Consider the following 13,847-nt stretch of genomic DNA (forward strand, 5'->3'; position numbering starts at 1 on the left):
TCCTGCGCATAGACCATGTAGGGACTGACGTACAGGAACAGAAACAAAAGAGCGGTTAAAAAAGATTTCATTATTAAAATTTACATGTATAAACTTACGTACTTTAAGCGGTATTATAAAATACGTATTTGCAAATACGGTGAAGATTTTAAGTTAAAAAGTGTTGTTTACAAGCTGATTAAATTCATTCCCTAATTAAAATAGGGCTTTCACACATTCTGGGTTTTATTCAAATAAAATTAAACAACATAAAAAAAACTCGGAAGGTTATTCCGAGTTTTAAATTATTTGAATTGTATGTCTTAATTAATTGCCGGACAAGCACAGTGATAACGCTCTTTTCTGCAACCAAAGTTATAACCTAATGTTATTTGGTGAAAACCACCATTGTTGAATACAACTGAATTTGATTGGTATGAATAGGTATATGCAACCATAAACTCTTTAAAATTAACACCTACAAGTGGTGAAATATATTGTAATTTTTGGCTATTAACACTTCCGCCATCAATATATTCGGCACCATCTAAACTACGACGGTAGGATAAACCTCCCCAAAGCTTTCCGAAATCCATTTCTTTGTAAACTTTCGCATTGATGTCAATGGACGATTCTTTTGTACCATCTTTATATTGAAACATGATGGATGGCTCATAAGTCCATTCACTACCAAACTTCCCTAAAACAATACCTGTAGAGAATAAATAACGTCTTAAATTACTAGTAATTTCGATATCGTTATTAATCCCTTCATTATTTAGAATATTTTTTACAGTAGCATGTGCGTAGAAATTATACAAGAAGTATGAAAATCCGAAATCAATATTAAAGTTGGTTGAACTTTGTTCGATTCCTGAAATTATACGATCTGGTAATTCATTTAAGAAAGCTGTCTCGTCCAATTTATATTGGATAGCTCCAACACTTAAACCGAAAGAAAGCATGTTTAAATCTACTTCATTTCTAGAAAACATTAATTGGTATGCATACGTTAAATACGCACCATTTTGCGAGTGGTATCCGTTTTTATCCGTGTAAAAAATGGCCCCAATTCCAGAATTAGATTCACCTATTCTACCATTAGCACTAACGGTTAATAGTTTGGGCGCATTTTCATGGCCAAACCATTGCTGTCTACCTGTCATACGTATTTTAGCACAATTGGCAACACCAGCCATAGACGGGTGAATTAAATAATAGTTATCTGTAAGATAATCGGTATAAATAGGAAGTCCTTCTTGGGCTTTTACAAACTGTGTAAAAAAGGCAACAACTGCTATTAAAAAAAACCTTTTCATTCTCATAGTATATTTTTCAAGGTAGATTGGTAAAACCACACTAAATCTTTATCCTTATATAAAACTCGGTTTTTACAATAAAATTATAAATCCGCGACCAAATATATAAAAATTACTTTTTATCACTCCATTACAAAAGTTAAACCTTACCAAATTTCATGAAATTGATAAGTTTTAAACTCTATTTTACCGAGCATTAAAACTCAAATATATGGATATCTATAGTTTTCTTTTAGTATTTTTGCAAAAAAAATATTTATCATGAATCCATATACAGTTTCCATTCAAGAAACTTCCAATAATACAATTGTAAAATTTGAACTTAATCAGTTTATAACCAAGCACCAAAGCTTTGAATTTAATAATATTGATGATGCTAAAAATTCACCTTTAGCACAGCAATTATTTTATTTACCTTTTGTGAAGAAGGTTTATATATCAAGTAATTTTATAGCTATTGAACGTTTTAATATTGTCGAGTGGCCTGATGTTCAAGAGGAAGTTGCAGAACAAATTACCGAATACTTAAATTCGGGTGGAGTTGTAATTACCGACACCACAACGGTAAAAAAAGTACCGATTACGGTTTATGCGGAAAGCACACCTAATCCTGCTGTAATTAAGTTTGTAGCCAATAAAAAATTAGTAACTGCAACTTATGAATTTACATCCATAGACGATGCTAAAGTGTCGCCATTAGCAACAGAATTATTCCATTTTCCGTTTGTGAAAAGTGTTTTTATGGAAGACAATTACATTTCTGTAACTAAATATGACATGGCAGAATGGGAAACTATCACCATGGAATTACGCGAGTTTATCCGAACATTTATTGAAAATGGTAAGGAAGTCGTAAATGCTAATGCGCAAGAAGTACTAAATATTACAAGTGAAAAACTGGACGAAACCTATGAATCACGCGATGATACGTCCAAAGAAATAATAAACATTTTAGAAGAATATATAAAACCTGCCGTTGCTAGTGATGGTGGAAATATTCAATTTGAATCCTACAATCCAGAAACGAAAACGGTAAAAGTTATTCTACAAGGTGCGTGTAGTGGCTGTCCATCGTCTACGTTTACCTTGAAAAATGGTATTGAAAATATGCTAAAAGAAATGCTTAAAGGTCGTGTGGAAACAGTTGAAGCCTTAAACGGATAATTTTATATTCCGAAATATAATTAGTAACTTAATAGCTAAACTTAAAAAAACAATATTATGGCTATTTTAAAAGTTATTGAAGTATTATCAAATTCTGAAACCAGCTGGGAAGACGCAACCCGAAAAGCCGTTAAGGAAGCATCTAAAACCGTAAAAAACATTCGTTCGGTTTATGTAAAAGAACAAAGTGCTATTGTAAATGGCGATAACGTAACCGAATTTCGAGTGAATATAAAAATAACCTTCGAGGTTAAATAATAACAACTATTTGAAACGCCCTTTTTAGGGCGTTTTTTTATGCCCCATTCTTAATAGCTTGTATGCTATTCGTTGGAATTGGTAGTTTTCACCTATAAATTTGCTATTTGGTTTCATACATCAAACCATACCTCACTTATTATCTAACTGTTAATCATTATTTTAAATTTCTATAATTTTTAGAACTGTGAGATAATACTTAAATTTGTCATTTAATTAATCTCACTAAACACATTATGGATAAAAATTTAGATTACTGGATAGAACAAGGCATTGCATTTGTAACCACTTACGGTTTAAAAGTTATTGGAGCCATTGTTATATGGATTGTTGGTTCTTGGCTTATTAAAAAGATTCTTAAAGGTTTCAAAAAAATGATGGATAAAGGTCATTATGAAGTAAGCCTCAAGAAATTTCTTGTAGATTTAATCAATGCTATTTTAAAAATATTATTAGTAATTACCATATTAGGCACTTTAGGTGTTCCTACAGCGCAATTTGCCGCTATTATAGCTGCTGCGGGTTTAGCCATTGGTTTAGCACTTCAAGGTTCTTTAGGGAATTTTGCGGGCGGTGTACTTTTAATGGTATTCAGACCTATTAAAATTGGTGATTTTATTGAAGCCCAAGGTGAAAGTGGAACCGTTAAAGAAATTGAAATTTTTACGACTAAATTAAATACAACAGATAATAAAGAAGTCATAATTCCAAATGGCGCATTATCAAATGGCAATATTATTAATTATAGTACAGAAGATACACGACGTGTAGATTTTACGTTTGGTGTTGGTTATGATTCTGACATTAAGAAAACCAAAGAAATACTTTTTGGTGTAATTAATTCGCATCCATTGGTATTGAAAGATCCGGCTACGGCTGTAAATGTATCTGAATTAGCGGATAGCTCTATTAATTTCTTTACACGTGCATGGGTTAAGAAAGAAGATTATTGGACCGTTAAGTTTGATGTTATGGAACAAACAAAAGAAGCACTTGATGCGGCTGGAATTGATATTCCTTACCCACACCAAGTGGAAATACACAAAGAAGGCTAATACCTATCTTTTAGATTTTGGTTTAATAGCCACAAAATCTTTTAAATAATAGGGCTCAAAATAAGCGACATCTTCGGTGTCGCTTTTTTTGTACTTATTAAAAGCCAAAACACCCATTTCATTAGCTGATGGTAACTTGTGCTCTATAAAAACAGCATTTTTATGTGTAATGAGTGCTTTTGTTTTTTCAACACCATTACCTATAAAATGAACCTGACTTTTATCCAGAAATTCAGCATATGATGTTTCATCTAAAACTTCTGCTTCAATTCCACGAATAGGTTGATAGTTTGCATTGTAAATAGCGGCGTAAACTTCCATACGTCTGGCATCTAACATGGGAATGATAATGCCCTTGGTTATATTAACTTGATGCGCCATAGCTTCCAAAGTTGAAAGACTAATTAGTGGGATATTTAAAGCAAAACACAAGCCTTTTGCTGCCGAAACACCAATCCGTAAACCGGTATAAGACCCAGGACCTTTACTAATGGCTACGGCGTCAATTTCCGATTTATCTATATGGTTTTCTTTTAAAATATCATCAATAAAAACATGTAGACGTTCCGCATGCGAAAAGCCATTATTATAATCTTCTTTTAAAGCAAAAGTCTCTCCTTCTTTTGAAAGAGAGACCGAACAATTTGTTGTTGCTGTTTCTATACTTAATATTATTGCCACGGCATTATTCTGTTAAAGGAATTCCTAAATAGTAATCAAGAACTTTCGTTTTAAATACAAAATCATATTTTGCATTAATTAATCGCGATTGCGCATTGATAAGTTGAATACGTGATTGTTCTAAATCAAATGTATTCATAGTTCCTAAATTATAACGCTCTTGCGAATTTTGAAATGCTAATTTTTGAGCTCTTACGGATTTTTGAGCCGCCTCATAAGCTTTTAATGCTGCGTTGGCATCCGTAAATGCGCGTTGGATATTAGCTTCTAAATCTAGTTTAGCTTGGTCAAAATCTAATTTACTATTTTCTATTCTAATTTTAGATTTAGCAACAGCTGTCTTATTTTGGAATTGGGAGAAGATAGGAATACCCACACTTAACACAAAACTATGGGCTTTATTATCATTTAATTGATTTCCAAAACTAGCTTCTTGATCGGTTAAATTAGAATAAAACACATTAGAACCAAAACCATAGCTAAATCCCACATTTGGCATAAAACCACTTTTAGAAATTTCCGTATCCAATTCGGCTAATTCAATATTCTTTTCCGCTACTTTTATTTCATACCGATTATTATATGCATAATCTAAAATAGGTTGAATATCTGTGTACATCAAAGCTGCGGAAGGGCTATCTACTTCAATAATTTCCACTTTAAAACCTTCAAAAGGCACTTGTAAAAGTTGAGACAAACTTAAAATGGAAAGCGTGTAATTATTTTCTGCAACCGTTAAATTTTGCTCATCACTACTTAATGTAGCTTCTACATCGTAAATATTAGCTTGTGGTTGAACACCCGCGTCTACTAATGCTTGAACTTGCTTTAATTGCTTACTTGAAAATTCAATTTGCGCTTGCGCCGTTTCCAAATTTTCTTTGTTAAAGAGCACATTTAAATAGGAATTAACGACATTTAACGAAATATCATCTTTAATTCGGTTTAATTCCAATTGATTTCTATCTAAATTCAACAATGCTTGTTTGTGCAAGTTTGTGTTTCTAAAACCGTTAAAAATAGTTTGATTTACTCGTAGACCTAAATTGGTGGAATGACTCGTCCTGTCTACAAACTGCCCAGGAAAAAGTTCCTGATTACCCAATCCTAAACTCTGATTGGCATTCGCACTAAGTGACGGTAATAAACTTCCTTTGGTTGCAGTAATATCCTCCTCATTAATAAGTAAGGTATTAGCGCCTTTTTGAATTGCAATATTGTTTTCCAAGGCGTAGTTTACACATTCTTCCAGCGTCCATACTTTTTCTTGAGCATATGAACTAACAGAAAAAACAACCGTTAAAAACGAAAGGGTTAGTACTTTATTAATCTTCATCATTGTTATCTTCTTTTGCTTTATTCCAAACTTTTATTTTATCAGTTTCTGAAACACCTTCAGTAATTTCAACATTTATTCCATCTGAAATACCTAACTCAACATATTTCTCTTCATAGGTACCATCTTCTTTTTGAACTTCTACAAATGGCTTTTCCGTAAAACGATTAAATTGTAATAAGGCTTCCTTTACAACCATTACGCTATCTTTACTTTCCATTTCAATTTCTGCATTAGCGCTGTAACCAGCCCTAATTTTTACAGACGGATTAACTTCTACGTCTGCTTTAATAGTAAATTGAACTGCACCATTTTCTTCAATTCCTTTTGGCGCTACAAACGTTAATTTAGATGGAAATTCTTGTTGATTAATAGCGCCAAGAACCACAATAATATCTTTCCCTTCTTCTAGTTTTCCTACTTCAGATTCATCAACTTTTCCTTCGAAAATCATTTTACTCATATCTGCAATGGTAGCAATGGTTGTTCCTGCATTAAAGCTATTAGATTCAATTACTTGATCTCCCTCACGTACCGGAATTTCTAAAACAGTTCCAGGAATTTGTGCTACAATATTGGTGTTGGCAGAACCACCTCCCGATAAGGAACCTTGTTTGATAATTTGAAAGTCATTTTGAGCCTGACGTAAAGATTCATTTGCTTGGTTTAAGGACAACTCACTGTTTTCAAAATCTTGTTTTGAAATAACACCTTTTTCAAAAAGGGCTTTATTTCTGTCGTATAAGGTTTTGGAATTATCAAAAGATAATTGTGCGCTATTAATGCGACTTCTTGCACTTACTAAACTTTGTTCGTTTGGTACCACGCGAATTCTAGCTATTAAATCGCCTTTCTTAACAACGTCACCTTCTTCAACCAAAATTTTATCAATAATTCCAGCTATTTGCGGTTTCAATTCAATTTCTTCTTCTGGGTTTAATTTCCCTGTGGCAACCACTTTTGTTTTTATAGAGGTGAAAAACGGTGTTTCTGTTTTAAATTCTTCAATAGCTTTAGAATTGGAGTCTTTAAAGTATTTAATTACCCAAACAAATAGTACTAGGACTACGATGCCAATGATGATTTTTACTGCTTTATTCATTTGATTGTGTTTATTATTTTAATTGATCGGTTGGTTTTATAATATCTAAATTTTACTTATTTATTCTTCGCGTAATGCTTCTATAGGTTTAATACTAGTGGCTTTAAATGCTGGAATTAATCCGATTAAAGTGCCTAAAACAACTAAAATGAGCAAGGCTATAAATACAACTGAAATGGAAACAGATGCATTTACCATGGTTGCGTCTGGACCTTGCCCAAATGCGGCATCTAATGCTATCAGAATCCATCCACCACTAATAATCCCAAAGAATCCCGCCAGTAAAGTGATGAAAACGGCTTCTACTAAAATCTGTCGTTTTATTTCGTAAGGCGTGGCTCCTAGTGCACGGCGGACACCAATTTCTTTGGTGCGTTCTTTGACGGTAATTAATAGAATATTACCAATGGCAAAAACACCTGCAATAAGGGTTGCAATACCTACGAACCATGTCAAAAATTGCATACCAGAAAGAAAACCCGTCATTTTTGCAAACTCTTTACCTAAATTAAAACTTCCAAAGGCACGTTTATCTTCCGGATGCACGTTATTTAAATTTCTTAAAATGAGCTTTGCGTCTTCTTCAATTTGTTTGATGTTGTATTCCGGTTTCCCAGTAATCATCATCCAACTGATGTTTTCACCACGGTTATAAATTTGCTGAAAGGTGGTAAACGGAATATGCATATCCGTTGATGGCCCCATATTCATATTACCAACTTCAAATACACCAATCACCATAAAGTTCATACTGTTAATTTGAATCAACTCGCCAATTGCCTGTACATCCTTTTCAAATAGTTGTTTATAAACATCTTCTGAAATGACTACAACTTTTCTATTCGCATCTATATCGTTTTGATTGATAAAGCGACCGTGAATTAACTTTTTCTTCTGCACTTTATCTAATAAAGGATAATCCCCATTTATACCAAAGGTTCCCGAAAGGAAATTCCGAACCACCATGGCTTGGCTTTGGCTTCTTGGTACTACAAATTCAATACCTTCTACATTCTCTTCTACTTTTTTAGCATCCGTTAATGTCAACTTTACTTGTCTTCCTTCTTGAAAGCCTTGAAAAGGTTTGCTAGTGCTTTGTGCCCAAACGAATACACTGTTCGTAGCAAAATCGCCAAACAAACGATTAAATGCATTCTCTAATCCTCTGGCAGAACCAAGAAGACCAATAAGTAGGAGAATTCCCCACCAAACACCTACCATGGTTAAGATAGATCGTAGTTTGTTTTTACTAAGACTATCAAAAACCTCTTGCCAAGTATCTCTATCTGTTAAAAATTTAAACATATTAGTCGTCTCTTAATGCTACAATGGGTTTAATTTGTGATGCTTTTTTAGCTGGTAAATAACCTGCAATTGCACCTGCTAAAATAAGTGTAATGGTTGCCGCAATAATTAGTGACGGTTGTACACTTGGATCCTTAATAAAATATGTTTCCAACGTTGGAGCAGCAAGTTCTAAAACACCGACACCTAATAACAAGCCAACATAACCTGCAATGGCAGTAATTAAAATAGATTCTATTAAAATAATAGATACAATAGATCGTGGTGTAGCGCCTAATGCTTTACGAATGCCAATTTCCTTGGTACGTTCTTTTACAATAAAAATCATTATATTACTAATACCAACGACACCTGCTATTAAGGTTCCAAAACCAATTACGAAAATGATAAATCCTAAGGCGGTTGTCATTTGCCCCACAGCTTTGGTACCTTCCGCCATGTTTTGAATACGAATTGCACGCTGATCGGTTTCCGCAACATCAAAGCGGTTTTTCATTTTATTAGTAAGTGTTCTACCAAACGCAATGGCTTGGTCGTAATTCATTTCAGGATTATAGGTCAAGTTAATTTGATCTACATAATCTGTATTACCATATAACCGTTGTGCGGTGGAAATGGGCATATAAATTAAGCGTTCCTCATTATCGCCGCCATCATCCGAGAAAACACCAACTACTTTATACGGAATACCATCTAGGTTAATATATTTTCCTAAAGCGGTTGTTCTTAAAAATAAATCTTCTTCAACCAAACGACCTATAACAGCCACTTTAGTGTGGTTTTGAACATCCAACTCATTAATGTATCGTCCTTGATCCATTATGGTCATTTCTAAATATTGATGATCCGGGTGAACCGCGCGAACAGAATAACTACTTTTTTCGTTTCTAAAAGTAGCCGTTACATTTCTATAGATTCTAGAGGTTATAAATTGAACTTCATCTTTAAACTCGTCTTTAACATAGGAATAGTCTTCATTTTTAAACTGAATACGTCTACCTGCCTGAAGTCCTTTATTGGCTTTGGTAGTCATACCCGAATAAATCATAATGGAATTATTGGCATCGTCATTAAAGGCGTCTGAAAAAGTATTTTGAAGTCCGTTAGCTAATCCAAAAAGAACAGCAAATAGTAAAATAGCAAAAGCTACCGTAAATCCTGAAAGCAAACTTCGCGTTCGGTTTTTATTGATACTTTGAAATATCTCACGCCAAAGATCTAAATCAAACATATTGTTCGGCTCTAACTTGTTCTACAAAAACATCTTCCATAATAACACCATCTTTTAAACGGACAATACGTTTACACATATTGGCAATATCTTCTTCATGCGTTACCATTAATATGGTTTTTCCTTCATCATTTAACTGCTGAATAAAGGCCATAATTTCATAAGATGTTTTGGTGTCTAGAGCTCCTGTAGGCTCATCGGCAAGAAGTAATTTTGGGTTTGCAGCCAACGCTCGTGCAATAGCAACACGCTGTTTCTGTCCACCAGACAATTCATTTGGCAAGTGGTGTGCCCAATTGGCAAGACCAACCTTTTCCAAATGAAACATACCCAATTCTTGACGTTCAGCACGCTTCATGCCTTGATAATACAAGGGAAGTGCTACGTTTTCAATCGCATTTTTATAATTGATTAGGTTAAAGGATTGAAAGATAAATCCTAAAAACTTGTTTCTATAAATTGCTGCTTTTTTTTCGGTTAAATTTTTAATGGGAACACCATCAAGAATATACTCACCTTCGTCCGCTTCATCCAACATACCAATAATATTTAATAAGGTAGATTTACCAGAACCCGATGATCCCATAATGGCAACCATTTCACCCTCTTTAACAGAAAGATCAATACCTTTTAATACATGTAAACTGGAGTCACCTATAGGATAGGATTTGTGCAATTTGCTTATAGTTAGCATAATTTACGTTGGTTGGTTAAATTATATTCTACAAGTAAGACTTATAAAACACAAAAATGTTACAACAAAAGTAAATATATTTTAATCGGAGACTTTTGAAGTGCTGTTAAATTTTTTATAAATAAATGATATCTAGGCTATTATTTCTCCAATTGTACGGTAACTTCAACCAATGGATTTGCATAATAATAACGTGTTTTCCCAAAGGCCTTCCACCTCATTTTGCGCTTTAAATGTGTCCACGATTGTCCACGAAAACTGGAATAGGTTAATGGTTCATCATCATAAGTCATAAGCAAATTAGGTGTTGTAATATACATACTTCCCAATGGTTTTTCCGGATTGGGATTTATGGTTTCAATACTCACAAAAATACCTGATTCTAAAAAAGGAATGAATGTATTCTCAAATTCTAGCGTAATGGTTTGATTTTTATTAAGAGGTTTTACAACATAATCATTAAAGGAAATTGCGGCGCCAGGACCTTTGGTGGATTTATTTATTTCGTAAAATTTAATTCGAAAATAAACAGGATAAACATCATAAATATCAGATTGTGTTTTCTTAAGCTTAAAGCTAACCGAGGTTACTTTCCCTGTTTTTCCAGTATCATTTTTAATAAAAATACTGCGTTCATAACCTATGGGAACGGAGGATTTATATTTGACTTTCTTGCGTTTAACACCTAAAGTTTTTGTTGCCGAATACTTCTTTTTCTTATAGACTAGGAGCACATTATCCAAATCCATATTTGCAACAGATAATAATATATCCAATTGATTTCTATCCTTTAAAAAAGGATGTAAGGCAATCGTTTTAGACTGATAACCCAGCATAGAAATAAATAAGGTATCATTAGGGTGCTTTTTTAAATGGAGTACAAAATTCCCCAAACTATCTGTAGATGTCCCGTATTTTGAATTTAAAACACTCAAATTAGCATACGCAAGTGTTTTTTTTGAAAGGCTGTCTGAGATGGTTCCATACAGAATTTGGGCATTGAGAGTTTGAAAATTAATTAAAACCCAAAAAACACCTAATATGAAACGCATTTAGTTCTTTTTAGATCTATAATTACGGTATATAAGAAAACCGATTCCACCAACTAAAATATAAGGCACAGCCATGAGATACACAATTCCATTGTTGATACCTTCGGCTTGAGCTTGACCTTCTTCACTTTCCAAAACCGCACGACACATGGCACATTGTGCTTCGGCTGGCAATGTGAAAAACAACATTAATATTCCGGTGATAATGAATGCTTTTTTCATGTGATTATATATTTAAGAAACATAATAGGGTGAAATCATAATAAAAACTACCACACCCGAAACGGCCACAAACAACCAAAGTGGAAATGTAATGCGTGCTATTTTTTTATGACGCTCAATATTATTAGTAATAGCACGCACATAGGTTATTAACACAAACGGAATAACGGCAACAGACAAAATGATATGTAAAATTAAAATAACATAATACACATATTTCATAACGCCATCGCCTCCGTATTTAGTTGAATCGCTCGTCATGTGGTACGCCATATACATTAATAAAAAAGCAACCGAAAGTAAAATAGCAAACTTCATGAGTTTTTCATGCAGTTTAATTTTACCGTTGGTTATGGCCCAAAATGCAGCGACCAAAACAAAGGCAGTTATAGCGTTTGTAGTAGCATAAATTGGAGGCAAAAACATAAGAGGCTCCACATTTGGTATTTTAACCCCAAATAAAACTGCTACTACAAGCGGCACAACAATAGAGAGAACTATAATCCACTTATTATATTTTTGTTCTGTTTTTAAGTTCTGATTCATTATTCTTTCAACAATTTAGCAATATCAGTTTTCAACATGCTTATTTCTTCTTTTTGTCCGTCTTCATCAACCTTTTCTTCCTCACTGATAATACCTGAATAGAAAATTTTTGGATTCCCAAAATCATCCTGTCTAGATCGGATAAAACCATTTTTATCTATTAATGCGAAATTACCAGAATGCTCAAAACCCGCTTCAACGGTTTCATCTTCGCCAACATAAATATTAAAACCTATGTTTGCCAATTCAAAAATAGCATCTTGATCGCCTGTCATTAAATTCCAATTTGGATTGGTAATACCATATTCTTCAGCATACGCTTTAAGTACTTCTGGTGTATCCACTTTAGGCATAATTGTAAAGGATGCCACACCAAAATCTTCAATTCCTTCAAATTTATTTTGAATTTGAACCAAATTCTTATTCATTCTTGGACATATGGTAGGACAAGTAGTAAAAAAGAATTCAACCAAATATACTTTCCCTAAATAATCTTGTTCTGTAATGGTTTCGCCATGTTGATTGGTAAAACTGAAAGCAGGTACCTTTTTAGGTGTTCCATTAATATTTATAAAAACAAGATCTGACGATTCGTCTTTAGAGAAATCCGTTTTAGAAATTGGTTCGCTCCTGGTATCATTTCTTACGGTATCGCCTTTGGTTATACGATCTACTATTCGTGGTACAAACCAAATTCCAAAAATTAGAATTACAAAGGCGATACCAACATAAGAATAATTAGCTTTTTTGCTCATGACTTGTAGGTTTTAATTCGTTAGCGCGACGTGTTTCCGAGTCGAAATTACCTTTACGTTTTTGACGGTATTCAGTAAAAAGAACACGTAAATCTTCGGCACTCATTTTATTTTTTATAACAGCTACTTGAATGCAATTGTAAGCATCTAAACCATAAATAGCTGCATTTTTTCCTTTTTCCTGATCTGTTCTATCATCCAGACGACCACGCTGATGACGCTCGGTATCTATAAGAAACACATTATCTGTAGCTACATTATCTGATAAACTGAAGGATGCTTTTAAGCTATTAAAGGTTTTCTGAATAGCCGCTTCCTCCAAATGAACAAAATGCCAAAACCGTAAATCTTCATAACGTGCTATTTCTCTAAACAATTCCTCTGACTCTGCTTCAGAACCATTTGGAACCAACACAACAATTTGAAATTTTTTGAAGCCTTTAAATTTATCGTAAACTAGCTCCTTAAGATTGGAGGCTGCAATTGCCATATCCAAAGGTTTATTTCCAAAAAAGGCTAATACGGTAATATGATCTTGAAGAACAATGTTTTCTGCATTTGGAGGTAGTTCAGCAACATTTTCGTTAATGATATCCAAAGGGTTATAATTGTCTTCAGAAAGGGAAAGTACCAATACAAACATGACTGGTAGAAAAAATAAAATTCCCAAAATAAGATTCCTTTTTATTTGCTGCTTTCTCATAGTGCAAAAATAAAAAAAGGCGGTTTAAAAACCGCCTTTTGTAGAACATTTAACTTATATTAAAAATCGTGTTTTACAAAGCCATTTGTAAATATACTCTCTACATAACCACCTTCTTGAAGGAGGATGAATAATATATAACATATTAAAAACACACCGGTCCAAACACACATTCTTCTGAATGCTGCTGTTTCATCACGCATGTGCATGAAATCCCAAGTAATATAATAAGCTTTTACTATAGTTAAAATAATAAAAATCCAGTTTAAGAGACTCATGCCTAAAACTTTAGCCATCAACATTTCAGGTTTATAAATACCTAAAACTACCTCTATTGCTGTAACTATGGTCAGTAGTATTAATACTCCCCATATTTTTTGGGTGTTAGATTTAAACTTAACTAACCCTCTAAATATTTCTAATTTATGTGCGTCTGCCATTTTAA

General features: G+C 33.5%; 16 protein-coding genes. 3 read left to right on the top strand and 13 right to left on the bottom strand.

Annotation, left to right across the window (positions count from 1 at the left end):
* Positions 1–302 precede the first annotated feature (302 nt).
* Positions 303–1,304, bottom strand: a complete 1,002-nt coding sequence (locus ACN0QX_RS05470; protein ID WP_248397663.1) for a type IX secretion system membrane protein PorP/SprF — start codon at positions 1,302–1,304, stop codon at positions 303–305.
* Positions 1,305–1,559: 255 nt separating this feature from the next.
* On the opposite strand from ACN0QX_RS05470, the gene ACN0QX_RS05475 reads away from it, so the two are divergent.
* From ACN0QX_RS05475 to ACN0QX_RS05485, 3 genes are all read left to right on the top strand, one after another.
* Positions 1,560–2,462: a NifU family protein gene (locus ACN0QX_RS05475; protein WP_248397661.1), complete on the top strand. Its 903-nt coding sequence runs from the start codon at positions 1,560–1,562 to the stop codon at positions 2,460–2,462.
* Positions 2,463–2,519: 57 nt separating this feature from the next.
* On the top strand, positions 2,520–2,720 hold the full coding sequence (locus tag ACN0QX_RS05480) for a dodecin family protein (protein ID WP_092206572.1): 201 nt from the start codon (positions 2,520–2,522) through the stop codon (positions 2,718–2,720).
* Between the two features lie 236 nt (positions 2,721–2,956).
* A complete protein-coding gene (locus ACN0QX_RS05485; RefSeq protein ID WP_248397659.1) occupies positions 2,957–3,775 on the top strand; it encodes a mechanosensitive ion channel family protein in 819 nt (272 codons plus the stop codon).
* A gap of 3 nt (positions 3,776–3,778) precedes the next feature.
* On the opposite strand, the gene tsaB is transcribed toward ACN0QX_RS05485, so the two are convergent.
* From tsaB to ACN0QX_RS05545, 12 genes are all read right to left on the bottom strand, one after another.
* On the bottom strand, positions 3,779–4,456 hold the full coding sequence (gene tsaB, locus ACN0QX_RS05490) for a tRNA (adenosine(37)-N6)-threonylcarbamoyltransferase complex dimerization subunit type 1 TsaB (protein WP_417195817.1): 678 nt from the start codon (positions 4,454–4,456) through the stop codon (positions 3,779–3,781).
* Positions 4,457–4,460: 4 nt separating this feature from the next.
* On the bottom strand, positions 4,461–5,795 hold the full coding sequence (locus ACN0QX_RS05495) for a TolC family protein (RefSeq protein WP_417195818.1): 1,335 nt from the start codon (positions 5,793–5,795) through the stop codon (positions 4,461–4,463).
* On the bottom strand, positions 5,782–6,894 hold the full coding sequence (locus tag ACN0QX_RS05500) for an efflux RND transporter periplasmic adaptor subunit (protein ID WP_248397653.1): 1,113 nt from the start codon (positions 6,892–6,894) through the stop codon (positions 5,782–5,784). The genes ACN0QX_RS05495 and ACN0QX_RS05500 overlap by 14 nt, the downstream gene beginning before the upstream one ends.
* A 60-nt stretch (positions 6,895–6,954) precedes the next feature.
* Entirely contained in the window at positions 6,955–8,199 is a 1,245-nt protein-coding gene (locus tag ACN0QX_RS05505; protein ID WP_248397651.1) for an ABC transporter permease, read from the bottom strand.
* Position 8,200: 1 nt separating this feature from the next.
* The gene (locus tag ACN0QX_RS05510) at positions 8,201–9,430 is read right to left on the bottom strand and encodes an ABC transporter permease (protein ID WP_248397649.1); all 1,230 of its coding nucleotides are present in this window, start codon (positions 9,428–9,430) and stop codon (positions 8,201–8,203) included.
* Positions 9,423–10,124, bottom strand: coding sequence for an ABC transporter ATP-binding protein (locus ACN0QX_RS05515; protein WP_248397647.1), 702 nt, complete (start codon positions 10,122–10,124; stop codon positions 9,423–9,425). The genes ACN0QX_RS05510 and ACN0QX_RS05515 overlap by 8 nt, the downstream gene beginning before the upstream one ends.
* A 140-nt stretch (positions 10,125–10,264) precedes the next feature.
* Positions 10,265–11,176, bottom strand: a complete 912-nt coding sequence (locus tag ACN0QX_RS05520; protein ID WP_248397645.1) for a carboxypeptidase-like regulatory domain-containing protein — start codon at positions 11,174–11,176, stop codon at positions 10,265–10,267.
* A complete protein-coding gene (locus ACN0QX_RS05525; RefSeq protein ID WP_248397643.1) occupies positions 11,177–11,398 on the bottom strand; it encodes a hypothetical protein in 222 nt (73 codons plus the stop codon).
* Between the two features lie 12 nt (positions 11,399–11,410).
* On the bottom strand, positions 11,411–11,944 hold the full coding sequence (locus tag ACN0QX_RS05530) for a DUF420 domain-containing protein (protein ID WP_417195819.1): 534 nt from the start codon (positions 11,942–11,944) through the stop codon (positions 11,411–11,413).
* Positions 11,944–12,699, bottom strand: a complete 756-nt coding sequence (locus tag ACN0QX_RS05535; protein WP_417195820.1) for an SCO family protein — start codon at positions 12,697–12,699, stop codon at positions 11,944–11,946. The genes ACN0QX_RS05530 and ACN0QX_RS05535 overlap by 1 nt, the downstream gene beginning before the upstream one ends.
* Positions 12,683–13,369 (bottom strand): hypothetical protein, encoded by a 687-nt coding sequence (locus ACN0QX_RS05540; protein WP_248397637.1) that lies wholly within the window; start codon positions 13,367–13,369, stop codon positions 12,683–12,685. Before ACN0QX_RS05540 ends, ACN0QX_RS05535 begins: the two co-directional genes overlap by 17 nt.
* 92 nt (positions 13,370–13,461) lie before the next feature.
* Positions 13,462–13,842 (bottom strand): cytochrome C oxidase subunit IV family protein, encoded by a 381-nt coding sequence (locus tag ACN0QX_RS05545; protein WP_248397635.1) that lies wholly within the window; start codon positions 13,840–13,842, stop codon positions 13,462–13,464.
* Between the last annotated feature and the right edge of the window lie 5 nt (positions 13,843–13,847).

Source organism: Bizionia sp., assembly GCF_048259285.1.
Lineage (GTDB): Bacteria > Bacteroidota > Bacteroidia > Flavobacteriales > Flavobacteriaceae > Algorimicrobium > Algorimicrobium hallyeonense.

Excerpts from the sequence above, each read along its gene's own strand:
- ACN0QX_RS05470 (WP_248397663.1), bottom strand. The coding sequence starts at position 1,304 with ATGAGAATGAAAAGGTTTTTTTTAATAGCAGTTGTTGCCTTTTTTACA.
- ACN0QX_RS05475 (WP_248397661.1), top strand. The coding sequence starts at position 1,560 with ATGAATCCATATACAGTTTCCATTCAAGAAACTTCCAATAATACAATT.
- ACN0QX_RS05480 (WP_092206572.1), top strand. The coding sequence starts at position 2,520 with ATGGCTATTTTAAAAGTTATTGAAGTATTATCAAATTCTGAAACCAGC.
- ACN0QX_RS05485 (WP_248397659.1), top strand. The coding sequence starts at position 2,957 with ATGGATAAAAATTTAGATTACTGGATAGAACAAGGCATTGCATTTGTA.
- ACN0QX_RS05495 (WP_417195818.1), bottom strand. The coding sequence starts at position 5,795 with ATGATGAAGATTAATAAAGTACTAACCCTTTCGTTTTTAACGGTTGTT.
- ACN0QX_RS05500 (WP_248397653.1), bottom strand. The coding sequence starts at position 6,894 with ATGAATAAAGCAGTAAAAATCATCATTGGCATCGTAGTCCTAGTACTA.
- ACN0QX_RS05505 (WP_248397651.1), bottom strand. The coding sequence starts at position 8,199 with ATGTTTAAATTTTTAACAGATAGAGATACTTGGCAAGAGGTTTTTGAT.
- ACN0QX_RS05510 (WP_248397649.1), bottom strand. The coding sequence starts at position 9,430 with ATGTTTGATTTAGATCTTTGGCGTGAGATATTTCAAAGTATCAATAAA.
- ACN0QX_RS05515 (WP_248397647.1), bottom strand. The coding sequence starts at position 10,124 with ATGCTAACTATAAGCAAATTGCACAAATCCTATCCTATAGGTGACTCC.
- ACN0QX_RS05520 (WP_248397645.1), bottom strand. The coding sequence starts at position 11,176 with ATGCGTTTCATATTAGGTGTTTTTTGGGTTTTAATTAATTTTCAAACT.
- ACN0QX_RS05525 (WP_248397643.1), bottom strand. The coding sequence starts at position 11,398 with ATGAAAAAAGCATTCATTATCACCGGAATATTAATGTTGTTTTTCACA.
- ACN0QX_RS05530 (WP_417195819.1), bottom strand. The coding sequence starts at position 11,944 with ATGAATCAGAACTTAAAAACAGAACAAAAATATAATAAGTGGATTATA.
- ACN0QX_RS05535 (WP_417195820.1), bottom strand. The coding sequence starts at position 12,699 with ATGAGCAAAAAAGCTAATTATTCTTATGTTGGTATCGCCTTTGTAATT.
- ACN0QX_RS05545 (WP_248397635.1), bottom strand. The coding sequence starts at position 13,842 with ATGGCAGACGCACATAAATTAGAAATATTTAGAGGGTTAGTTAAGTTT.